Below are 23329 nucleotides of genomic sequence, written 5' to 3'. Positions count from 1 at the left end.
TCCGCGGGGTATCCGACCGGGACCGGCCACCCCCGCCGGCGGGGTGACCGGCGGGTAACCCTGGCCGGTCGGGCAGCCGCCGGAGGCCGTTCGGACACCGTTCGCCGGGTGCGCTCCGGGGCAGCAATCTCGGAGAAGACAGTGATCGTCCTCACTCCCAGGATGGGAATCGCGCAAGGGAGGCCGGTACGCCTCCCACGTCGGTCCGGCTGCTCCGGATCAGCCCGACCGTCCTCATCGGATCTCGCCCGCCACCCGATCGCACGGCCCGGACGCGCCTCCACCCGCGCCGGTACCGCGTGTCGGGCTTTCGTTCCGGCGTGCCCTGCCGGCCGGCGGCCGGCCGGTCCACGATCCCGCCCGCGCCGGTCCGCCGGCGCCCTCCCACGAAGGACGAACCATGCAGGACTACTGGCTGGCCCGGGTGCGCCAGCATGCCACCTCCCGCCGCGCCGTGCTGCTCGGCGCGGCCGGCGCCGGCGTCGGCCTGGCCCTCAGCGGGACCAGCGCCGCCTCGGCCGCCACGCCGACGACCATCGCCGCCGAGGAACTGCCACCGTTCGACTTCGACACGGGCAACGCCGCCGAGTCGGTGCTCGGTCCGTTCGCCGGCCCGGTGGTCGTCACCGCCGTCGGGCAGGGCGACGCCACCCTGATCATCCGGTGGGCGCACATGCTGGAACTCAGCTGGTTCGACGCCATCGCCCCCTACCACCCGACGGCGGTGGGCATCTACACGCAGCTGCCCCGCCGGCCGCGCGCCGAGGCGCAGACCAACCGCAACAAGAACATCGCCATCCTGCACGCCTCGTACCACGCGTTCAACAGCATCCTGCCGCAGCACAACCAGACCTGGCGGGCCATGCTCCAGTCGGTCGGCCTGGACCCGTCCGACGAGAGCACCGATCCGAGCACCCCGGTGGGTATCGGCAACCTGGCCGGCAAGGGCGTGGCGGCCTACCGCGAGCACGACGGCATGAACCAGCTCGGCGACTACGGCGGCCAGGTCTACAACCGGCGGCCGTACTCCGACTACACCGGCTACCGGCCCAAGAACACCGCGTACGAGCTGATCGACGCCTCGCGCTGGCAGCCGGCCGTCGTCACCAAGGGCAACGGAATCTTCCAGGTGCAGCAGTTCGTCACCCCGCAGCTGAAGAACGTCGCCCCGCTGAGCTTCACCGACCTGGAGGAGGTCCGGGCGCCGGTGCCGACCGCCAGCAACCACCGCAACAAGGCCGAGTACAAGGCGCAGGTGGACGCCATACTGGCCACCTCCGCCGGGCTCACCGACAAGCAGAAGATGATTGCCGAGTTCTTCGACAACAAGTTCGAAAGCCTCGGCATCGCCGTCGGGCAGGCGATCCAGAACGCCGGGCTGGGCCTGGACGCCTGGGTCCACCTGCACGCCGTGGTGGAGACCGCCACCTGGGACGCCGCCACCGCGATCTGGTGGAACAAGAACATCTACGACGCGGTGCGCCCGTTCAGCGCGATCCGCCACGTCTACCAGGGCCAGACGGTGACCGCCTGGGGCGGCCCGGGCAAGGGCACCGTCCGCGACCTGCCCGCCGAGCAGTGGCGCGGCTACCTGCAGGTGCCCGACCACCCGGAGTACCCGTCCGGCTCGACCTCGCTCTGCACCGCCCAGGCGCAGGCCGCCCGCCGGTTCCTCGGCACCGACCAGGTGCAGTTCCGGTACGAGCGGAAGGCCGGCTCCTCGGTGATCGAGCCGGGGATCACCCCGCGCCAGGACCTCGTGCTGAGCTATGACACCTGGACCGACTGGCTGCACGACTGCGGGATGAGCCGTTACTACGGCGGGGTGCACTTCATGCCCGCCATCCGGGCCTCCTGGGAGATCGGCCAGAAGATCGGCGACCACGCGTACGAGTTCGTGCAGCGGCACATCAACGGTGAGGCGGTGCTCCGGACTCGAGGCTGATCCGGAGCGCGGCCAGCGTCCGTCGCATCCCCTCGCGGTTGTGCCGGGACCGGTCGCGGACCCCCGACGTCAGGGCACTGACCCGGCGTCGGGCCGGTCCGCGCCGGTCCCACCAGGACTGGACGACCTCCGTCCCGGCGCCGTCCGGGGCTGAGGTCAGCTCGAACCGCCAACTGGAGACCAGCGTGCCGCCGAGCCGGACGTCGAACCCGAAGCAGCGGCCCGGCTCGGCGGCCGTCACCGTGCACCGGGTCGTCCAGGAGCGCCAGCGGCCCTGCCGGTTGTGGCCCCGGAAGGTGCTGCCCACGGCGAGCGGGGAGCCCGGGTCGTCGAGCGTGGCGCCGACGCACTCCGGGCTCCATTCACCCATCCGCCGGACGTCGCTGACCGCCGCGTACACCGCGGCGGCCGGCGCCCGGATGATGATCCGCTCCTGGACGACCTCCGTCATGCCGCCGCGCGGAGCTCGTCGGACAGGTAGCTCTGCGCGTTGTAGATGGTGCGGGCCGGGTCGAGGATGCGTCGCCGCCCGTGCATCACCCGGGTGTTGTCGATGAGCGCCACGTCCCCATCCTGCCAGGCGAGGTCCTCGGTGAGGGCCGCCGTCTTCTCCTCCACCTCGCGCATCAGCTCGGCGGAGAACTCGGTGCCGTCGGCGAAGGTGATCCGCGGCTTCTCGTAGTTGTAGGACGGACCCAGGATGCTGTTGGCGAACGCGAGGCGGGAGCCGAACAGGGTCGGGTGCGCGGCCGGCACCTGGAACTCGTAGCGGATGGCGCCGTCGTCCAGCGGCTCGATCAGGGTCTTCCCCGGCCCGGTGGCCAGCGCCCGCATGTCGTCCACGGTGATCTCGTCAACCGGCTTGGCGTCGCCGAGCTGGTGCTCGACGAACGCCTTCCAACGGTGCTCCTCCACCCGCCGGCTGTACGCGATGTCCTGCGCGGCGAACTGCGCCCGGGTCTCCTCGCTGAACCCGTCCCAGACCCGGTAGCCGTCGCAGACCGTGGTCTCCGACCCCTCGGCGGCCGCCTTCTCGCAGAAGAACCAGGTCAGGTCGGGAGCGAACGGGCTGTTGCCGTTCTCGATGTGCAGGCCGACCGCGTCCGTGCCGGCGTCCACCTTCTGCGCCACGTCCCCGCCGTGGAACTCGCGGGCCGGGTCGAGGGTGATCCGGCCGGAGACCGAGTGCACCAGCGCGGAGAAGAGCGCCAGGTCGGCGCGGAAGCCGCGGAACACGATGAAGCCCGACTCGCGCAGCAGCCGGACCGTGACCAGCGGGTCGAGGTCGCTGAGCGCGGCGGTGGCCGGGGCGGTGCAGAGCAGCCCGTTGCCGGTGCCGTAGCGGCTCATGGCGAAGGTGGTGGTCAGCATTGCCGTCATCTCCCGAGGGTGGTCTCGAAGGGGGTGGGCGTCGCGGCCGGCCGGTCGGCCGGCGGGTCCAGCGGCCGGCAGGGCAGCCGCCCGTCGGCGATGGCCGCCCTGATCTCGTCCCGCCGGGGCCGGCCGGTCACCGTGAAGTACCGGCCGTACAGGTCGTCGGCGGCGGGCAGTACGCAGGCGGCGGAGACCCGCTCCACCGCGGAGAGCCGCTCCGCGCCGAGGGCGGCGAGGTCGCGTCGGGCGGCCGCCTCGTCGATCCCGTCGGCGACCAGGAAGAGGCCGTGCAGCGTCTGCATCCCGTCGCCGACCACGGCGCCGGCCCGGACGAACGGCAGCGTGGCGTACTGCGCCTCCACCCACTCCGGGGCGATGTTGCGTCCGGCCGAGGTGACGATCACGTTCTTCTTCCGGCCGACGATGCGGATGTGGCCGGTCTCCTCGATCTCGGCCAGGTCGCCGGTGTGCAGCCAGCCGTCCGGGTCGACCAGGCACGCCGACGGGTCGGTGCCGGTGTAGCCGGCGAACAGCGACGAGCTGCGTACCAGCAGTTCGCCGTCGTCGGCCAGGCGCACCTCGACGTGGTCCAGCGGCTGCCCGACGGTGCCGATCCGCCGGTTGCCCGGGACGTTCCAGGAGACGGTCGAGCTGTTCTCACTGAGCCCGTAGCCCTCGTACACGGTCAGCCCGTGCCGGTCCAGGCGGTGCAGCGTGCCGACGTCCACCGGGGCTCCGCCGCAGCAGATCAGCGGCGCCTCGTCCCGGCCGAAGAGTTCCCGGACCACCGGGCGGCCCTTCGCCGCGGCCCGGTCCGCCCGGTCGGCCAGCTCCTCGGCCAGGGCGGGCGTGGCCACCAGCGCGGTCGGCCGGGCGGCCGGGGTGTAGCGCAGCACCGCGCCGGCCGCGAACGACGACGTGCCGACGAGCGGCTCGTCCGGGGGCAGGAGCATCACCGTGCCGCCGTGGCAGATCACCAGGTAGATCGCGGCGACCTGCTCGATCAGCAGGCTGAACGGGACCAGCGACAGGTAGCGGGTGTACGCGCCGGCCGGCATGACCCGGTCGAGCGACCGGATCAGCGCGTCCAGGCCGGCGCCGCGGATGCGGACCCCCTTGGGACGGGAGGTGGTGCCGGAGGTGTGCACGACCTTGCAGATCGCCTGCTCGTCCCGCCAGGGGGAGTCGGGCCTCGGCGCGGCCGCCACGGCCGCCTCGGCCACCAGGTCGGCCAGCTCCACGGGGACCACCCGGCAGCCGGCGGGCAGCACCCGGTCGGCGCCCCACTCCGCCAGCCGCCGCCCGCCCGCCTCGTCCACCAGGCAGATGGTGGCCTCCGGCAGCAGGCTGGCCGCCTGCTCGGCGGAGAACGCCAGCGGCACGGGCACCTCGACGGCGCCGGAGAGCAGCAGCGCGAGGTCGGCGACCACGAACTCGGCGGTGTTGCCGGTGAGCACCCCGACCACCGGCCGGGTCCGCGCGAGCCGGAGCCGGGCGGCCAGTACGCGGGCGGCGCCGACGCCGTCCCGGTAGGACAGCACGGCGCGCGGCCGTCCGTCGTGGTCCAGCGCCTCGACCAGGGCGCGCCCGTCGGCCGCCAGGCGGGTGAGCCGTTCCTCAACGAGCATCGGTCATCGCCTCCCGGGGCGGCGTGCGGCGCAGCGCGACGTCGAGGTTGAGGAACTGGTAACGGCCGGTGCAGGCGCGCACCAGCTCGCCGATCCGGTCCAGCGGCACCAGGCCGGTGGTCGGCGCGTGGTCGTAGTAGGTGCCCCAGCGTCGCCGCTCGCCCGGCGTCATCCACGTCGGCCGGGCCCGGCCCAGGGACAGGAACGGCACCCCGAACTGCGGCAGCGCCGCCGCGAGCGGGCCGGTCGCCGTGCAGAGCGCGTAGCGCATGCCCTGGCACCAGGCCAGCAGCGGCAGCAGCCGGATCAGCTCCGCGCCGCTGCCGCCGACGGCCACGAAGGACCCGACCTCGACCACGTCGTCGCGGGACACCGGCGCCCCGGCGACCCGCTGGAGCGCCTCCTCCAGCGGTTGGTCCAGGTAGCGCTCCGAGAAGAAGCCGCGGGACGAGTTGAACGTCATGCCGCCGCAGGCCACGATCTCCTCCGGCCGGTCCGGGCGGTGCCGCGCGGCCAGCACGAAGCAGTCCGGCGACGGGTCGATCAGGGCGCCGTAGATCTCGGCGTACCCGGCGCGGACGAACGCGGCGGCCGCGTCCCACTCCGGCGACGGTGGGCTGGTGACGCGGACCCGCAGGGGGTCCGCGCCGATGGTCGCCGGCCGCGCGGGGGCGGCGGCGGCTCGGGTGATCGTCATGCCGCCTGCCAGTCCATCCGGATCGGGGATCTGTTCATCCGCAGCAGCAGCCGCGGGGGCAGCCGGTACTGCCGGCGCAGCACCGCGGTCGCGGCGCGGGTCAGCGCGCGGGGTTGCCGGTCGAGCCAGGTGAGCGTCTCCTCGAGCGCGGCGAGGGCCTGGTCGATCTCCTCGGCGGTGCAGGTCAGCGGCGGGTACATGCGCAGCACCGGCTCGGCGATCTGCTCGTTGAGCGAGTGCCCGGTGTGCACGCCCCGCTGCCCCATGCCGATCGACACCATCAGCTCCACCGCGGGGTTGGCCGTCCGCAGGCCGGTCATCAGCCCGATCCCGGGCGCCGCCCGCAGGTGCTTCGGATGCCGGCGTACGGCGTCCGCCAGGCCCTCGGTGAGGCGCGGGCCCAGCTCGGCGGCCCGGGCCGGCAGGTCCCGCTCGCGGACCTCCTCGATGGTGGCCGCCGCGGCGGCCACCGCGACGCCGGTGACCGCCGCGCCCGAGGTCAGCAGGGAGGGGTGCCAGCGGGGGTGCCGGGCGGCGTCGTCCGCCACCGCGGCGCTGAGCGCGCAGACGCCGATCGGCACGAACCCGCCGGTGAGCGCCTTGGACAGCAGCATGACGTCCGGCCGCACCCCGTCGCGCTCGACCGCGAACATCCGGCCGGTACGGCCGAACCCGGTCTGGATCTCGTCGGCCACGAAGAGGGTGTCGGTGGCCGCGCAGGCCTCGGCGACCGCGCGGACGTACCCGGGTGGCGGGACGGTGAGGTGCGCCCCGCCCAGCACCGGCTCCAGGAACACCGCCGCCACCGAGCCGTCCGCCACGGCCGTGCGCACCGCCCCGGCGTCGCCGTACGGCACGACGACGAGGTGGTCGCCGAGCGGTTCGAACGGGGCCCGGTGGTTGCCCTGGCCGAGCAGCGACAGGGCGGCCAGGGTCTTGCCGTGGTAGCTGCCGTCGGCGACGACGATCCGGTGCCGGTCGGGCCGGGCGAGCCGGACGGCCCGCAGCGCCGTCTCGGCGATCTCCGCGCCCGAGCAGCCCAGCACGAAGCGGTCGAGCCCGGCGGGCAGGATCTCGCGCAGCGCCCGGAACAGCGCGGCGGTGGCCGGGTGCACCGCGCCGGGCGGGGTCGCGGGCGCCTGGCGCAGCGCCTCGGTCACCGCCGCGGCCACCCGCGGGTTGCCGTGGCCGACCAGGAAGACCCCGTAGCTGGCGGCGAGGTCGAGGGCGACGGCGCCGTCCTCCGCGTACACCTGGCTGCCGCTGGCGTGGCTCTCCACCGCGCGCCCGGCGGCGGCCAGCATTGTCGCGGCCGTCGGATTCCAGTGCCGGCCGAGCGCGGAGAAGATCCGCTGCCGGTCGTCGAGCGAGGTCATGCGGGTACCTCCCGCCCGGCGTCGGGCCCGGTCGGGGCGAGCCGGTCACCGGCGGTGGCGACCCGGTCGAGGAGCTCGGCCACGTCCTCGGGCGTGGCGGTGAGCGGGGGCAGCACGGCGACCACGTCGCCGTCCGGCGGGCGCACCAGGACGTGTTCCCGGGCCAGCTCGGTGACCAGCGCCCGGGCGGCGGCGGGCCCGGCGGCCCGCAGCCAGACCAGCGCGCCGTCGGCCCCCACCTCGGTCACCGCCCCGGCGCCGGCCAGCGGCGCCAGCCGGGACCGGGCGAGGCTCTCCACCTCCCGCTGCCGGTCGGCCAGCCGCTCGTCGGCGCAGGCGGCCAGCACGGCGGCGACGGCCGCGGCGGAAAGCGGGTTGGCGCCGAAGGTCGACCCGTGCAGGCTCGGGTTGCGGCGGGCGTAGACCCGGTCGTAGGTGGCCCGGCTGGTGATCACACAGCCGACCGGCACCGCGTCGGCGCCGAGTGTTTCGCCGAGCACCAGGGCGTCCGGCATGACCGGCAGCCGCTCGGCCGCGACGCCGACGCCGAGCCGGGCCGGCCCGGTGAGCCGTTCGTCGAGCACCAGCAACGCCCCGCTGCGGTCGCAGGCCGCCCGGAGCCGGCGCCACCAGTCGGGGGACAGGTCGGCCAGTCGGCGGCCGGGGGCGGCCGGCGCCACCACCACTGCCGCGATGTCGTCGCGGATCCGGGCGACCAGCTCGTCGGGGCGGTCGCGCGGCACGGCGACCGGGCGCAGCGGCTGGTCGGGCAGGAGCGGGAAGCCGTGCGTCAGTGACAGCCCGTGCAGGAGGGTGCCGTGGTCGGCGCCCGCGAAGCCCGCGACGAGGCGCCGGCGCCGGTGGGTGCCCTTGGCGAGCTTGAGCGCGGAGTCCAGCGCCTCGGCGCCGCTGTTGCAGAGGTAGGAGACGGTCAGTGGGTCGGGGCAGAGCCGGTGCAGCGCGGTCACCGCCTCGGCCAGCGGCCGGCTGACCAGGATCCGGCTGGACAGGGCGGTGCGCCTGGCCTGCGCGACGAGTCGTTCGGTCACCGTCGGGTGGCCGGGGCCGAAGCCGGCCGAGGCCGCGTCGAGCCAGGAGGAGCCGTCGGCCGCCTCGATCCGGGCGCCGACCTGGCGCCGGATCACCGGCGCCTCCGGTCCGGGGGCGCCGAGCAGGTGCCGGCGGACGACGGCGACGTCGTCGAGGTCCGGCGCGTCGCGGGTACCCAGGTGCGAATTGGTCGTCATGAGGTCACCAATCACGGCCGCCGACTCGAGCGAAAAGGGCAGGGTGGCGCGGACATAGGCGCTGCGGAATGGACGCGGGGTGCGCCGACGGCCCCGTCGACCCGCTTCAGCATGTCGTCCGAGCCGCGAAAAGTCTTCGCGCAAATTGCTGTCTTCGGGGTGTCCGGCGGTGCGGATCCGGCCGCCGGAGCGCTTCCTCGGCAGTGGACGGATTCGCAGGTGGTCGGCAATGTGCGTGGTCGCGGCCGGATCGATGTCGGCGCGGCGGCGACAGGCGTGCGTCGCCTTCCGGACAACTGAGCGACAGCTGCCGGCCGATCGGCGTACGCTACCCCTTTCTCGGGGTCGGAAAAAAGCCGACAGAGTATGTTCGTCACGCGGGTTAAGTAGTCTCGGATCGTCCGGCCGCCCATTATGGTTGCTGCCATGAATGGGATTTCGGGAGCCGTCCACCGTCCCGGCGACGCCGGCTACGACACGCACCGCTCGGGCTACAACCGGGTCATCGAGCACAAACCCGCGCTGGTGGTCGAGGCGGCGGACGCCGACGACGTGGCCGCCGCGGTGCGCCTCGCCGCCGCCGAGGAGCGGCCGGTCGCCGTGCAGGCGACCGGGCACGGTCCGGCGGTGCCGGCCGACGACGCGGTACTGGTCCACACCGGACGGATGACCGGGGTACGGGTCGACCCGACCGCGCGTACCGCCCGGCTGGCGGCCGGCGTGCGCTGGCGCGACGTGCTCGCCGTGACGGTCCCGCACGGCCTCGCGCCGCTCAACGGCTCCAGCCCGGTGGTCGGCGCGGTCGGTTACACCACCGGCGGCGGGATCGGCATGCTCGGCCGGCGGTACGGCTTCGCGGCGGACCACGTGCGGGCGGTCGACCTGGTGACGGCCGACGGCCGGCTGCGCCGGCTCACCGCGACGCAGGAGCCCGACCTGTTCTGGGCGGTGCGCGGCGGGAAGGGCAACTTCGGCGTGGTCACCGCGCTCGAGGTCGACCTGTTCCCGGTCACCCGGCTCTACGGCGGCGGCCTCTACTTCGGCGCCGAGGCGGTACCCGACGCGCTGCGCGCGTACGCCGAGTGGACCCGGACCGTGCCGGACGAGATGACCTCCTCGGTGCTGATGGTCCTGGTGCCGGACATCGAGGCCGCGCCGGCGCCGCTGCGCGGGCGGTACGTCATGCACCTGCGGATCGCCTGGTGCGGTGCGCCGGAGGAGGGGGAGCGGTTGGTCGCGCCGCTGCGGGCGGCCGCCCCGGCGCTGATGGACAGCCTCGGGGTGCTGCCGTACGAGCGGGTCGGCTCGATCCACCACGAGCCCACCGACCCGGCGGCGAGCTACGGGCGGAACGTCACGCTGCGCGCCCTGGAGCCGGACACGGTGGCGGCGCTGCTGGCGGCGGCCGGGCCGGACGCGGGCGCCCCGTACGCGGTCGAGCTGCGCCACCTGGGCGGTGCGTACGCCCGCCCGCCGGCGGTGCCGAACGCGGTCGGCGGCCGGGACGCGGCGTTCAGTCTCTCCACGATGTCGCTGGCCGACGGCGCCGACCTGGACGCGTTGCGGGCGGCCCACGAGGGCCTGCACGGGCGGCTGCGGCCGTGGCTGGCCCCGGGCCTGTTCAACTTCCTCGGCGTGCACGACGCCACCGAGGAGACGGTGCGGGCCGCGTTCGACCCCGTCGCGTACGAGCGCCTGGTGGCCGTCAAGACCGAGCACGACCCGGGGAACCTGTTCCGGATCAACCACAACATCCCGCCGCGTACGTCCGCGTAATGTGCCACGGGAATTAGCGGGAAAGGGTTCACCTCCCATTTCCCCTGCGCTCGGCAAGCTTTTCGTAAACTCTGCCGACAGCAATGTTGCCGGCAGATGTCCGGTCCGGTCGAATGCCGCATACTCCGCATGCGACGTTTGTCGGGAGTGCGACACAAATTGCCCGTAATCGATGGCTACGCTGCGCAGGTGACCCCTCGCGCACAGCAATATGGGAGTGGTTGCGGGTGAGCCGTGCCTGGCAGAGTCTTCTCCGATCCTGCCGATGCCGCCGGCGTCCCGGGTCGACGTTCCGCCGTCGCCACCGCCGACCCGTCCCGCCGCGCATCGCCGAAAGGAAACGCAGGGACACAATTAAATAGGACCAGAATCAACAACACGTGATTGGGTCGCCCGGTTCCGGACCGGGATCCTGCCGGTCCCCGGACGACCCATTCGACAAGCCCACCGGAATGACGTTCCGGACGGCCGGCCGAGTGCCCGCACAGGTCGACCGTCCGGGCGTGGGGAGGCAGTGGGCAGCAACGACGGTGGTGGTCTGCCGCCGGGCCCCGCGGGCCGGGTCGTCACCCGGACCTCGGGACCCCGCGCGGACGCTGGGGGAGGCGTTCGGTGCGACAACTGAGGGAATCACTGTGTCTGGCCGTGCTCGGGCCCATGCGCGCCTGGCGGCACGGGGACGAGATCACGCTCGGCCCGCCGAAGCAGCGGGCCGTGCTCGGCCTGCTGGCCAGCCGGGTCAACGACGTGGTCGGCTTCGAGGAGATCATCGACGCGGTCTGGGGCAGCGAGGTGCCACCGACCGCGGCCAACGGGGTGCACACCTATGTCGCGGGTCTACGCCGGGTGCTGGAACCGGGGCGCAGCCGCCGCGAGCTCGGCGACGTCCTGGTCTCCACCGGTGGCGGGTACGCCCTGTTCATGGACCCGGACGACCTGGACACCACCCTATTCGCGGCCCGGCACCGCCAGGCCCGCCGGCTGCGCGAGGCGGGGGAGGGCGCGGAAGCGGCCGAGGTCTACCAGGCGGCGCTGCGGCTGTGGCGCGGCGAGGCGTACTTCGGCGTGCCCGGGCCGTTCGCCGCGGTGGAGCGGACCCGCCTGCAGGAGCTGCGGCTGACCGTGGTGGAGGAACTGGCCGAGCTTCTGCTCGACCTGCACCGGCCGGCCGACGCGGTCACCGTGCTCTCCGAGGCGGTGGCCAAGGAACCGTTGCGCGAGAAGCTCCGCGGCCTGTTGATGCTCGCCCTGTACCGCAGCGGCCGGCAGGCCGACGCGCTGAGCCTCTACCGGGAGACCCGGCAGCTGCTCCGCGAGGAGCTGGGCATCGAGCCGGTGCTGGAACTGCGCGACCTGCACAACCAGATCCTGGCCGGGCACCCCGACCTGGACGACCCGGCGCCGCCCGAGCCGCCGGCCGAGGTGCCGGCCGCGCCGGAGCCGCGCCTGGGCGACCTGCGGCGTCCGGCCCAGCTGCCCTGCCGGACGCGCGGCTTCGCCGGTCGGCACGCCGAGCTGACCCGCCTGCGCGACGTGGTCGAGCGGGACCGCCAGCACCGGGGCGCGACCACCGTCGCCGTGCTCGAGGGAGGACCGGGCACCGGCAAGACGGCGCTGGCGCTCGAGCTGGCCCACGAGATCGCCGCCGGCTTCCCGGACGGGCAGCTCTTCCTCGACCTGCGCGGCTCCGCCCCGGGTGGCGCACCGCCACTGTCCCCGCTGGACGCCCTCACCTTCGCCCTGGACAGCCTCGGCATCGACCGCCGGCGCATCCCCGACGAGCTCCCGGCGGCCAGCGCGCTCTACCGCAGCGTGCTGCACGAGCGGCGGATGCTCGTGGTGCTCGACGACGCGGCGGACCCGGAGCAGGTCCGCCCGCTCATCCCGGGCGGGCCGGCCTGCGTCCTGGTGACCAGCCGGCGGCGGCAACGCGGACTCGGGGCGCGCGACGGGGCGTACCGGTTGACGCTCGGGCCGGTGTCCACGGCCGAGGCCACCGACCTGCTCGCGAACCTGGCCGGCGCCGGCCGGCTGACCGGCCGGCCGGACGAGGTCGCCGAGCTGGCGGAGCTGTGTGGACGGCTGCCCCTGGCGCTGCGGATCGCGGCCGTCACGCTGGCCGCCGAGCCCACCCTCACCCCCGGCGAGCTGGTCCGCCGGTACCGGCTGCCGCACACCCGCCTCGACCATCTCGCGGTACGCGGCGACTCGAGCACCGACGTCCGCGCCGCGCTGGCCGTCTCCTACCAGGGGCTGCCGCCCGAGGCGGCCCGGATGTTCCGGATGCTGGGCTGCTGCCCGAGCACTGCGGTCACCACCCCGATGGCGGCCGCCCTCGCCGGGCTGACCCGCGCCGAGGCGCACCACCAGCTCCAGATCCTCGTCGATCACCACCTCCTCGAGGAGGTGACCGGCTGCCTGCACCGCTTCCCGGCACTGGTCCGGGTCTACGCCACCGAGTGCAGCGAGACCGAGACCCGGGCCAGCCGGATGGCGGCCCTCGGCCGGATGCTCGGCCTCCAGCGCCGCGAGGAGGCCCTCCGCCAGTACGAGGAGAGTGCCGCCTGAGCCCGTGCAGACATCGCCCAGAAAACCTCCAGACCAGCGACGGCAGACTCGGCACACCCGGCGGCGCCGCCGAGCTGCGCGCCACCCGATGGTCTCGCTTCCCGACAGCAGCCCTGAGGAGAGTCCGTGAGCATGATCGGTAGCCATGCCATCGTCGTAGGTGGCTCCATCGGCGGGATGGCCGCGGCCACCGCCCTCGCCCGCCGGTTCGACCGGGTCACCGTCATCGACCGGGACAGCCTCCCGACCGAACAGGCCCGGGACCGCCGCGGCGTGCCGCACGGCATGCACGCGCACGCGCTGCTCATCAGCGGCCGGCTCGCCCTGGAGGAGCTGTACCCGGGCCTGACCGAGGAGCTGATCGCCGGCGGGGCGGTGCCCTTCGACCCCGGCGCCGACCTGCTGTTCCACCAGATGGGCGCGCTGCGGGTGCGGTTCCGCAGCGGCATGCTCGGGATCAGCCAGACCCGGGCGTTCCTGGAACTGACCGTACGCCGGCGGGTCCTGCGGATGCCCAACGTGACCGTCCACGACCAGCTCGCCGTCTCCGGCCTCACCGGCGTCAGTGGCCGCGTCACCGGGGTGGAGCTGGACGATGGCCGTACCCTCGCGGCGGATCTCGTGGTCGACGCCACCGGCCGCAGCGGGGGCCGGTCCGACCGCTGGCTGGAGAAGCTCGACTGCCCGGCGCCGGAGAACGCCGTCGTCCGGATCGACGTCGGCTACACCAGCCGGATCTACCGCCGCCAGGCCGGGGACCTGCCCGACGGCGCGCTGCTCGCCCTGATGGCTGCGGTGCCGCCGCACGACAAGAAGGCCGCCGCCGCCTTCGCGGTCGAGGGTGACCGGTGGGTGGTGACGATCGGCGGTTGGCACAAGGAGCACGCGCCGGGCGACCCGGCTGGCTTCCTCGCCTTCGCCGAGGGGTTGCCGTCGCCGGCCATCGCCCACCTGATCAAGAAGGCCGAGCCGCTCAGCGACCTGGAGACCCGGCAGTTCCCGGCCGCCCGCCGCCGGTTCTTCGAGCGCCTCGACCGGCTGCCCGCCGGGTACGTCGCCCTCGGCGACACCATCTGCAGCTTCAACCCGCTGTACGGGCAGGGGATGACCGCCGCCACCCTGGAGGCGCTCGCGCTCGGCCGCAGCCTCGACCAGTTCAGCAGCGCCTCGGCCGAGATGGCCCGGCACTACTACCGGGCCGCGGCGAAGGTGCTGGAGACGCCGTGGCGGATGGCGACGGGCGGCGACTTCGCCTACCCCGAGACCACCGGCCCCAAGCCGTTCGGCACCGACCTGATCAACCGGTACGCCCGCGAGGCGATGCTGGCCAGCCACACCTCGCCCGAGGTGCACAAGGTGCTGCTGGAGATGCAGCACCTGCTCTGCCCGCCGTCGGCGCTGTTGCGGCCGGCCACGGTGCTGCGCTCGCTGGTGGCGGCCCGCCGGTCGCCGGCCCGGGCCGAGGTGGTCGCGCAGGCCGCCACGCCCGTCCGCTGAGCCCACCCGGCGGGCCGGCGCCGCCCGGTCGCCCGCCCGCGGGGTCGCGACCCCGCGGGCCCGTCAACCGTCCCGTGAGGAGCTGCCGTGCCACCGACCCCGCCCCGGTCACGTCGCTGGTGGGCCCTGGCCGCGGTGGTGGCCTGCCTGCTGCTGATCGGTCTCGACACCACGACCGTCTTCCTGGCGTTGCCGGAGCTGATGACCGCGCTGCCGGCGTCGGCCGGTCAGCTCCAGGGCGTCTTCGTCGGCTACCTGCTCACCTTCGGCCTGCTGATGGTGCCGCTCGGCACCCTCGCCGACCGGCTCGGCCGGCGGCGCGTACTCCTGGCGGGCCTGCTGGTCCTCGGGCTCGGCGCGGGCGGCGCGGCGCTGGCCGACAGCGTCGCCGCGCTGCTGGTCGCCCGGGTGGCCATGGGCGTCGGCGCGGCGGTCGTCATGCCGACCGCGATGGCGATGCTGCCGGTGCTGTTTCCGCCGGAGGAACGGGGACGGGCGTTCGCGGTGGCCTCGGCCGCGGTGAGCCTCGGCCTCTGCCTCGGCCCGCTGGTCGCCGGCGCCCTGCTGGAGCGCTACTGGTGGGGCTCGATCTTCCTGGTCGACCTGCCCATCGTGGTGGTGGCCGTGCTGCTCGTGGCGGTGCTCTTCCCCGAGTCCCGGGTGGCAGCGGGCCCGCCGGTCGTGGCCGGCCCGCGGCTGAGCCGCCCGGTCCTGGTCCTGGCGCTGGTCTACGTGCTCATGACCGGCTTCCTGTTCGTGCTGACGCCCTACCTCGACGGGGTGGGTTCGGCCCGGGGACTGGCCGCCGGTCTGCGGCTGCTGCCGCTGGTCGGGGCGCTCCTGGTGGGCGCGGGCCTCGGCGAGCGGCTCGGCGCCCGGGTCGGCCCCCGGGCACCGGCGGTGGCCGGGGCCCTGCTGCTCGGCGCCGGTCTGGCGCTGTTCGCCACGGCGGGCACCGCCACCGCCGCCGCCCGGGTCACGGTGGGGCTGGTCGCCGTCGGGGCGGGCCTCGGCGCGATGCTGACCAGCGCGCTGCGGGCGGCCACCGCCGAGACCCCGGACGACCTGCTCGGCGTGGTCCGCTTCACCACGGCCGTGCGCCAGGTCGCCGGGGCGGTCGGGGTGCTGCTCGCCGGCACGGTGCTGACCCTGGCGTACCGGGACGGCTCGTCGGGGCTCGGCGCCCACCTCGGCGCCGCCCTGCGCCGGGCCCAGGAGGCGGGCCCCGCCGGTGCCGAGCTGCGCGCCGCGGCGCGACTGGCGTACGTGGACGGTCTGCACGCGGCGGCGCTGGTCGGGGTGGGGCTGGCCCTGCTCGCGGCCGGCATCGCCGCCACCGGCCGGTTCGGGCCGCGCACCGATGCGCCGGTGCCGGGGGCGCGCCCGCCGGCGCTCGCCGCCGCGGAGTACCCCGGCTGACCGTCCACTCGCCGTACTCCTCCGTCCGGCCCGTCCGCGCTTCGACCGTCGCGGGCGGGCCGCGCCGCGCCCGGGGCCGCGCCGTGTTCGATCGGGAGCCGCGGCCGCACGTCGCCGGTGGGGCCACGGTTTCCCCGCGGGTCGGGGCGGATGCCGGGTGCAGGCTGCACGATGCATCGTGCAGCGGGGCGCCGCCGGTCCCGCCGGCGGGATTCCGCCGGACGCCCTGCGAGACAGATTCCGTCCATCATGGACGATCGTTTCGGTGCACCTGCGCAGGGTCTCTGACCTGCTCAAATGCCGCCGGAGTGTCGGTGTCGCAGGTGGCCGTCGGCCTCCGCAACGGGGGACCCGCAGGGTCGAGGGAAGCCCTTAAGAACGCGTCCAGAGGGTCTGCAGAACGGCCTGCGCAGACTGACCTGGCGCACCCGGGAACCAACTCGTCGGACCGCGCGGGGCCGGTTTTCAGGCATCGGTCCGCCCGGGTCGCCCGCCCCTTTCGTGGCCCGATCAAGGGAGAGTTGCGAATGTCGTCCAATCTCTACGGCATCCCAGACGACTTCGACGTCGTCGTCATCGGAGGCGGCCCCGCCGGCGGCACGTTGTCCGCGCTGCTGAGCGAGCGCGGCCGGCGCGTCCTCGTGCTGGACCGCGAGCGCTTCCCCCGCTACCACATCGGGGAGTCGCTCATCCCCGGCTTCATGCGCCCGATGGAGGAGCTGAAGCTCCTCGAGCGGATGGAGCAGCGCGGCTTCGAGAAGAAGCACGGCGGCACCCTGGTCTGGGGCGCGCAGAAGATCCCGTGGGGCTTCTCGTTCATCGAGGGTGGCCCGTACAGCTACTCGTACCACGTCCGCCGGGCCGACCTGGACTCGATGATCCTGGACCGGTCGCGGGAGCTGGGCACGCACGTGATCGAGGAGGCCACGGTCAAGGAGGCCATCGAGGAGGACGGCCGGATCGTCGGCGTCCGCTACACCATCCGGGGCTCCGAGGAGGTCCAGGAGGCTCGGGCCCAGCTGGTGATCGACGCCTCCGGCCAGGCCCGCGTGCTGGGTCGCAAGCTGAGCAACGTCAACTGGCACGAGGACATGCGCAACGTCGCGGTCTGGACGTACTTCGACAACGCCGACCGGCTGCCCGGCGACGAGTACACCAACATCCTCATCGAGGGTCTGGAGGGTGGCTGGTTCTGGGGCATCCCGATCGACAAGGGCACGATGAGCGTCGGCTACGTCACCGCCTCGGCGGCGGCGGCCGCCTCGGACGAGTCCCTGGAGGACCTGTTCCGGGCCCAGCTCGCACGCTCCACCCAGCTCAAGGAGCTGCTGAAGAACGCCCGCCAGTCCAGCGGCTTCCGCTCCGCCCGCGACTGGTCGTACACCTGCGACCGGTTCTACGGCCCGGGTTGGGCGCTGGTCGGCGACGCCGCCGCCTTCGTCGACCCGCTCTTCTCCACCGGCGTGGCGCTGGCCACCCTGGCCGGCAGCGCCCTGTCGAAGATCGTCGACAAGGTGCTGGAGCACCCGGAGATCGAGGAGGCCGCGCTGGAGCGGTACGCGACCGCGTACCGCGCGTTCTTCGACGAGATCCGCACCTTCGTCGGGAAGTTCTACGACCGCACGCGGTACAAGGAGTTCTACTGGGAGCAGGCCCAGACGATCGTCGACCCGAAGCGCGAGCGCGACCCGCGGGAGGACTTCGTCACCCTGGTCTCCGGCCTCAGCGGCCGTCACCCGCTGTTCAACATCAACGTGGACGACCTCATCGCCGAGCGCGCCGAGACCGCCGCGGTCGGAGCCTGACCCACCCACGCGGCAGCCGCTGTCCGGCGGCTGCCGCGTGGCCCCGCACCCGGAGCCGAATGGGGCCTGATGTCCAGCCACACCATCCAGATGTTGTTCGTCGACCTGGCGCTGATCCTGCTGCTCGCCCGCGGGTTCGGCGTGCTCGCCGTCCGGCTCGGGCAGCCGCCGGTGGTGGGGGAGATCTTCGCCGGCATCCTGCTCGGACCGACCCTGTTCGACGGCTGGATCGCCGCGAACCTGTTCCCGACCGCCGTCCGGCCGCTGCTCTCCGGCATGGCGGACGTCGGGGTGGCCCTGTTCATGTTCGTGGTCGGCCTCGAGCTGGAACGCGGCGTGCTGCGCGGCATGGGGCGCAACACCGCCGTGGTGGCGGCCGGTTCCACCCTGCTGCCGTTCGTCCTGGGCCTCGGGCTCGGCTGGTATCTGCTGCGCGGCCACGGCCACGGCGACGCCGCCGCCTTCATGATCTTCATCGGCCTGTCGGTGTCGGTGACCGCGTTCCCCGTACTAGCCCGGATCATCGCCGACCGCGGGCTGTCCCGGACCACGGTCGGCACCTTCGCCCTGGCCACCGCCGCGGTGGTCGACGTGGTGGCCTGGGTCGCCCTGGCCGGCGTGCAGGCCGCCATCGGGGGCGAGGACGGGCACTGGCGGGTGCTGCTGCTCCTGCCGTACGTCGCCGTGATGTTCCTCGTCGTCCGTCCGCTGCTGCGGCGCCTGGTGACGGGCGGCGACCCGGACAACCCGGTCAGCGTGCCCCGGCTGGCGGCGGTGCTCAGCGGCGCCCTGCTCTCGGCCGCGGCCACCGAGGCGATGGGCATGCACTTCATCTTCGGCGCGTTCCTGTTCGGCCTGGTGATGCCGACCGGCGGCGCGGCGGAACGCAGCGAGGCCATCCAACGGCAGACCGGCCAGCTCACCGCCGTCCTGCTCCCGGTCTACTTCGTCGTCGCGGGGCTCAAGGTGGACCTCGGCGGGGTGGGACTGGACGGGCTGTTGGACTTCGGCGCGATCCTGCTGGCCGCCGTCGCCGGCAAGCTGGGCGGCACCTATCTCGCGGCGCGTGTCCAGGGCGTTCCGGCCCGCGCGTCGCTGGCGCTGGGCACGTTGATGAACACCCGCGGACTCACCGAACTGATCATCCTGGGCGTCGGGCTGCGGATCGGCCTGCTCGACGGCTCCCTCTACTCGCTGATGGTCGTCATGGCGCTGGTCACCACGGCGATGACCGGCCCGATGCTCGCCTGGATCTACCGCCGGCCGGTCGAGATCACCGTCCCGGCGAGGGTGCCGGATCTGATGCCGGCTGCCCGGTCGTCGGCTTAGGAGGAGGAACAGATGCACCTGGTCGAACGTGGGCCGGAGCTGACCGCCCTGGCGGAGGTGTTGACCGCCTCCGCCGCGGGCACCGGCGGGGCCGTCCTGGTCAGCGGCGGCATCGGCTGCGGCAAGTCCGAGCTGCTCGACGCCGTACGGGGACGGGCCGAGCAGGACGGCTTCGTGGTGCTCGCCGCAGTGGGCTGCTGGGCCGAACGGGAGTCGCCCGGCGGCGTCCTCGGGCAGCTGCTGCGCTACGCCGGCGCGCCGTGGGCGTCGGCCGACCGGATCGCCGACCTGCTCGACGGGCTCGGCGCCGCCGGACCGGTCCCGGAGGCCGAACCGCGCACCCTCGACGCCACCACCAGCGCCGCCCTGCACCAGCTCTGCACCGAGGTGCTGCACGTCGCCGAGCGGGTGCCGGTCCTCATCTGCGTCGACGACGTGCAGTTCGCCGACGCGGTCTCCCAGCACTGGCTGATCCAGCTGCTCGGCCGGCTGCGCAACACCCGGGTGGCGGTGGTCGCCGCCGAGTGCGTGCTGTCCCGGCCGACCAACCCACGACTGCGCGCCGAGTTGCTGCGCCTGCCCAGCTACCGCCGGATCCCGTTGCAGCGGCTCTCGCCGGCCGGGGTGGCCACCGTGCTGCACCGCCACCTGGACCCGGACACCGCCGCCGCGCTGGTGAGTGAGGTGCACCAGGTCAGCGCGGGCAACCCGTTGCTGGTCCGGGCGCTCGTCGAGGACCAGCGCGCCGGCGACCGGCCGCCGGCCGCCGGGGCCCGGATCCGGGTCGGTGAGGCGTACGGGGACGCGGTGCTCAGCTGCGTGCTGCGCGGCCGGCCGGTGCTGATGCGGGCGGCCCAGGCGCTCGCCGTGCTCGACGAGGGCGCCGACAGCGACGCGCTGGCGGTCCGGCTGCTCGACGACGAGGAGCCGGCCACGGTCCGGCGGGGGCTGGACGCGTTGGACACCGCCGGCCTGCTGGACCGGGGCGCGCTGCGGCACCCGGTCGCCACCGCCGCGCTGCGCGCCAGCGTCCCGGCGCACGAGCGGGCCCGGCTGCACCGGCGTATCGCGGAACTGCTCTACTCCGACGGCGCACCGCCGACCCGGGTGGCCCGCCACCTGGTCGCCGCCGACCGGGCGCTGCCCGACTGGGCGCTGCCGGTGCTGCGCGCCGCCGCCGAACGGCACCTGGTGGAGAACCGGGCCGCCGACGCGTACGCCTGCGTGGAGGTGGCGCTGGGGATCTGCGCCGACGAGAGCCTGCGCGTTTCGCTGAAGGCCCTGCTGACCAGCGCGGCCTGGCTGCTGAACCCGTCGATGAGCGTCCGGCACCTGGGTGAGCTGGCCGAGGCGCTGCGGGAGGGGCGGCTCGGCGACCGGCACGCCCTGATGCTGGCCAAGTACCTGCTCTGGCACGGCCGCTTCGACGAGGCGGCGGAGGCGATCGAGCGGATCGTCGCCCGGGGCGAGGAGAACGACCCGGCCGGCTCGGCCGAGCTGCGCGCGACCCGGGAGATCCTCGCCGCGTCGTACCCGGCGCTGGTCTCCGGGCGGCTGCGCCCGCCCGAGCGCACCGCCCGCCCCACCCGTGATCCCCGGGTACGCAGCGCCGCGGCCCTGTCGTCGCTGCTCGCCGGCGGCGACGAGGACGAGGCGGTGGCCGACGCCGAGGCGTGCATGCGGGCGATGCGGCTGACCAAGAAGACCCAGGAAGCGCTGATGTGCGCGGTGGCCACCCTCCAGTTCGCCGACCGGCTGCCGGCCGCGGCGAGCTGGTGCGACCACTGGCTGGCCGAGGCGCGGGCCTGGCAGGTGCCGCTCTGGGAGGCCGAGTTCGCCTCGCTGCGCGCCAGCATCGCGCTGCGGCAGGGCAACCCGCTGCTGGCCCGGCAGCTCGCCGAGGCGGCGCTCAAGCAGGTGCCGCTGGAGAGCTGGGGCGTCTGCATCGGCGGGCCGCTGGCCAACCTGGTGCAGGCCGCCACGGACACCGGCGACCACGAGGCGGCGTCGACCTACCTGGAGATGCCGGTGCCGGAGGGCATGTTCAAGAGCCGGTTCGGCCTGTACTACCTGCACGCCCGGGGCCGCTTCCAGCTGGAGAACGGCCGACCGCACGCGGCGCTCAACGACCTCACCACCTGTGGCCAGCTGATGACCTCCTGGGGCTTCGACCGGCCCGCGCTGGTGCCCTGGCGGGCCGAGGCGGCCCAGGCGTACCTGCTCGCCGGTGACGTGGCGCGGGCCCGGACCCTCGCCCGCGAGCAGTTGGCCCTGGTCGGTCCCCGGGCCTCGCGGACCCGCGGCATGTCGCTGCGGGTGCTGGCCGCGGTCAGCCCGCCGGGGGAGCGCGCCGACCTGCTCACCGAGGCGGTCGAGGTGCTGCGCGGCTGCGGCGACCAGGCCCAGCTCGCGCAGGCGCTGGGCGACCTCGGCTGCCTGCACTACCAGGCCGGCCGCCCGGCCCGGGCCCGCCCGCTGGTCGAGACGGCGGCCCGGCTGGCCCGGGCGTGCGGCGCCCGGCCGATCCTGCGCCGGCTGCCGCTGGAGGCGGGACCGGCCCGGCCCGAGCCCGCCGACCCGGCCGAGCAGGTGAGCCGGGTGGCCGCGCTGTCGCTGCTGTCCGGCGCGGAACGCCGGGTGGCGGCGCTGGCCGCCCGCGGCCACACCAACCGGGAGATCTCCCGCCGGCTGTGCATCACGGTCAGCACGGTGGAGCAGCACCTGACCCGGACGTTCCGCAAGCTCGGCGTCAAGACCCGGGCGGACCTGCCCGAAGAGATCGTGCTGGACATGGCGGTGGCGGGATGACGCCCGCCGGCCGTCGGGCCCCCGCACACCGTTTCCCGACGAGAAGGAGGTGAGAAGATTGCCGCTCGACAGCTCCGGATCGGGACGCGACGACCGGTACGATGTGGCGATCCTCGGCAGTGGTATCGCTGGCGGCATGCTCGGTGCGGTGCTGGCCCGCAACGGCGTCAAGGTGCTGCTGCTGGACGCCGGCGCCCACCCACGGTTCGCGATCGGGGAGTCCACCATCCCCTTCACGTCCGGGATGACCCGGATCATCGCCGACCGGTACGGCGTGCCGGAGATCAAGCCGCTGTCCAGCTTCCGCGGCGTGCAGAAGCACGTCTCCCGCAACTGCGGCCGGAAGCAGAACTTCGGCTTCGTCTACCACCGCGAGGGTTCCCCGCAGGACCCGAAGCAGATCAACCAGCTGGTCGTCCCGTCGATGCTGCGGACCGAGTCGCACCTGTTCCGCCAGGACGTCGACATGTACCTGTTCCAGGTCGCGGTGAAGTACGGCGCGCACACCAGGCTCAACACCCGCATCGTCGACGTGGAGATCGACCCGGACGAGGGCGCGGTGCTGCGCTCGGACCGGGGCGAGGAGTTCCGGGCCAGTTACGTGGTGGACGCCGGCGGGTTCCGCTCGCCGCTGGCGGACAAGTTCGAGCTGCGCGAGGTCCCGACCCGGGCCCGGGTGCACTCGCGCAGCGTCTTCACCCACCTCATCGGGGTACGCCCGTACGACCAGTCGCCGGCCGCCGCGCGCGGCCACGACCAGCCGAACCCGTGGCACCACGGCACGCTGCACCACGTCTTCGACGGCGGCTGGATGTGGGTGATCCCGTTCGACAACCACCCGGACTCGCTCAACCCGCTGGTGAGCGTCGGCCTGACCCTCGACCCCCGGGTGCACCCCAAGACCGACCTGCCGCCGGAGGAGGAGTTCCGGCGGTTCCTGAACCGCTTCCCGGACATCGCCTGGCAGTTCGAGGACGCCAAGCCGGTCCGGCCGTGGGTCTCCACCGGCCGGTTGCAGTACTCGGCCAAGCAGATCGTCGGGGACCGCTTCTGCCTGACCTCGCACGCGGCCGGCTTCATCGACCCGCTCTACTCGCGCGGCATGACGAACACCCTCGAACTGATCAACATCATGGCCTGGCGGCTCATCGCCGCCGCCCGGGACGGCAACTGGTCCACCGAACGGTTCGAATACCTGGAGACCCTCCAGCAGGGACTGTTCGACTTCCACGACGACCTCGTCTACAGCTCGTTCGTCGCGTTCCGCGACTACGATTTGTGGAATGCGGTGAACCGCACCTGGCAGCTCGGCACCATGCTCGGGAACGTCGTCATCGAGGACGCCTACTTCCGCTATTCCCGCAGCGGCGACGACAAGGTTTTCCTCGCCCTGGAGGACAGCCGCCACCCGGGCTCGCCGTTCCCGGTCAGCGAGAAGTTCAGCGAGTTGGGCATCTTCACCCGGCAGACCTGCCAGGCGGTGGAGGCCGGCACGCTGACCGCGAAGGACGCCGCCGGGCAGATCTTCGCCAAGATCGCCTCGGCGGACTACCTGCCCCCGTCGTTCGGCTTCGGCGACCCGCAGAACCGCTGCTTCAGCGCGTCCCCGTCGAAGATGGCACGCAACGCGGTGTGGAGCCGGAGCAAGGCGCCGAAGGAGATCGGCGGCATGATGACCCGGGCCACGGCCGGCCTGGTCCGGATGCGGCTGCGCCCCTGACCGCACCCCTACGCGGCGTGGCGGCGGTCCCGGTGTTCCCCACCGGGGCCGCCGCCGACGTGTGTGCGGGATCACTCCACATTGGTCAACGTCGCTGCGTACGGGCGTCGCGATAGGGGTCGGCCTCGGGTGCGGACCGG

16 protein-coding genes are annotated in these 23329 nt (G+C 74.0%); 10 read left to right on the top strand and 6 right to left on the bottom strand.

Translation table 11 applies throughout. The features are described from left to right. Positions 1 to 400: 400 nt before the first annotated feature. The gene (locus ACGFI9_RS02885) at positions 401 to 1945 is read left to right on the top strand and encodes a DUF6851 domain-containing protein (RefSeq protein ID WP_393174197.1); all 1545 of its coding nucleotides are present in this window, start codon (positions 401 to 403) and stop codon (positions 1943 to 1945) included. Here ACGFI9_RS02885 and ACGFI9_RS02880 read toward each other — a convergent pair. Genes ACGFI9_RS02880 through ACGFI9_RS02855 form a run of 6 tightly spaced genes read right to left on the bottom strand, consistent with a single transcriptional unit; the run spans position 1911 to position 8267 of the window. After that, the gene (locus tag ACGFI9_RS02880) at positions 1911 to 2396 is read right to left on the bottom strand and encodes an SRPBCC family protein (RefSeq protein WP_393174195.1); all 486 of its coding nucleotides are present in this window, start codon (positions 2394 to 2396) and stop codon (positions 1911 to 1913) included. The genes ACGFI9_RS02885 and ACGFI9_RS02880 overlap by 35 nt on opposite strands. Continuing rightward, positions 2393 to 3325, bottom strand: coding sequence for a TauD/TfdA family dioxygenase (locus ACGFI9_RS02875; RefSeq protein ID WP_393174193.1), 933 nt, complete (start codon positions 3323 to 3325; stop codon positions 2393 to 2395). The genes ACGFI9_RS02880 and ACGFI9_RS02875 overlap by 4 nt, the downstream gene beginning before the upstream one ends. Continuing rightward, positions 3322 to 4947, bottom strand: a complete 1626-nt coding sequence (locus tag ACGFI9_RS02870; RefSeq protein WP_393174191.1) for an AMP-binding protein — start codon at positions 4945 to 4947, stop codon at positions 3322 to 3324. The genes ACGFI9_RS02875 and ACGFI9_RS02870 overlap by 4 nt, the downstream gene beginning before the upstream one ends. Then, positions 4937 to 5644 (bottom strand): thermostable hemolysin, encoded by a 708-nt coding sequence (locus tag ACGFI9_RS02865; protein ID WP_393174189.1) that lies wholly within the window; start codon positions 5642 to 5644, stop codon positions 4937 to 4939. The genes ACGFI9_RS02870 and ACGFI9_RS02865 overlap by 11 nt, the downstream gene beginning before the upstream one ends. Next, positions 5641 to 7020, bottom strand: a complete 1380-nt coding sequence (locus tag ACGFI9_RS02860; RefSeq protein ID WP_393174187.1) for an aspartate aminotransferase family protein — start codon at positions 7018 to 7020, stop codon at positions 5641 to 5643. The genes ACGFI9_RS02865 and ACGFI9_RS02860 overlap by 4 nt, the downstream gene beginning before the upstream one ends. Further along, positions 7017 to 8267, bottom strand: a complete 1251-nt coding sequence (locus ACGFI9_RS02855) for an aminotransferase class III-fold pyridoxal phosphate-dependent enzyme (RefSeq protein WP_393174185.1) — start codon at positions 8265 to 8267, stop codon at positions 7017 to 7019. Before ACGFI9_RS02855 ends, ACGFI9_RS02860 begins: the two co-directional genes overlap by 4 nt. Positions 8268 to 8378: 111 nt before the next feature. Here ACGFI9_RS02855 and ACGFI9_RS02850 point away from each other — a divergent pair, with 111 nt between their 5' ends. The 9 genes from ACGFI9_RS02850 (at position 8379) to ACGFI9_RS02810 (ending at position 23189) form a co-directional block, all read left to right on the top strand. After that, positions 8379 to 8567 carry a hypothetical protein gene (locus ACGFI9_RS02850; RefSeq protein ID WP_393174183.1) on the top strand — a complete coding sequence of 63 codons (189 nt, stop codon included), beginning with the start codon at positions 8379 to 8381 and terminating at the stop codon, positions 8565 to 8567. Between the two features lie 126 nt (positions 8568 to 8693). Further along, on the top strand, positions 8694 to 10043 hold the full coding sequence (locus ACGFI9_RS02845) for an FAD-binding oxidoreductase (protein ID WP_393174181.1): 1350 nt from the start codon (positions 8694 to 8696) through the stop codon (positions 10041 to 10043). Between the two features lie 612 nt (positions 10044 to 10655). After that, complete coding sequence (locus ACGFI9_RS02840) at positions 10656 to 12611, top strand: BTAD domain-containing putative transcriptional regulator (protein WP_393174179.1); 1956 nt, start codon at positions 10656 to 10658, stop codon at positions 12609 to 12611. A 132-nt stretch (positions 12612 to 12743) separates the two neighbouring features. Further along, positions 12744 to 14108 (top strand): FAD-dependent oxidoreductase, encoded by a 1365-nt coding sequence (locus ACGFI9_RS02835; protein ID WP_393175213.1) that lies wholly within the window; start codon positions 12744 to 12746, stop codon positions 14106 to 14108. A gap of 87 nt (positions 14109 to 14195) precedes the next feature. Beyond that, positions 14196 to 15527: an MFS transporter gene (locus ACGFI9_RS02830; protein WP_393174177.1), complete on the top strand. Its 1332-nt coding sequence runs from the start codon at positions 14196 to 14198 to the stop codon at positions 15525 to 15527. A 527-nt stretch (positions 15528 to 16054) separates the two neighbouring features. Then, on the top strand, positions 16055 to 17332 hold the full coding sequence (locus tag ACGFI9_RS02825) for an NAD(P)/FAD-dependent oxidoreductase (RefSeq protein ID WP_393174175.1): 1278 nt from the start codon (positions 16055 to 16057) through the stop codon (positions 17330 to 17332). A 69-nt stretch (positions 17333 to 17401) separates the two neighbouring features. Further along, positions 17402 to 18661, top strand: coding sequence for a cation:proton antiporter (locus ACGFI9_RS02820; protein ID WP_393174173.1), 1260 nt, complete (start codon positions 17402 to 17404; stop codon positions 18659 to 18661). A 12-nt stretch (positions 18662 to 18673) separates the two neighbouring features. Next, positions 18674 to 21469 (top strand): ATP-binding protein, encoded by a 2796-nt coding sequence (locus ACGFI9_RS02815; protein ID WP_393174171.1) that lies wholly within the window; start codon positions 18674 to 18676, stop codon positions 21467 to 21469. Between the two features lie 49 nt (positions 21470 to 21518). Beyond that, entirely contained in the window at positions 21519 to 23189 is a 1671-nt protein-coding gene (locus ACGFI9_RS02810) for an NAD(P)/FAD-dependent oxidoreductase (protein WP_393174169.1), read from the top strand. Positions 23190 to 23329 lie beyond the last annotated feature (140 nt).

This window comes from Micromonospora sp. NPDC048930 (genome assembly GCF_043197935.1).
In the GTDB taxonomy this organism is placed as follows: Bacteria; Actinomycetota; Actinomycetes; order Mycobacteriales; family Micromonosporaceae; genus Micromonospora.
Note: the sequence above shows the minus strand (reverse complement) of the source record. Positions and strands in the feature narration are given on the sequence as shown.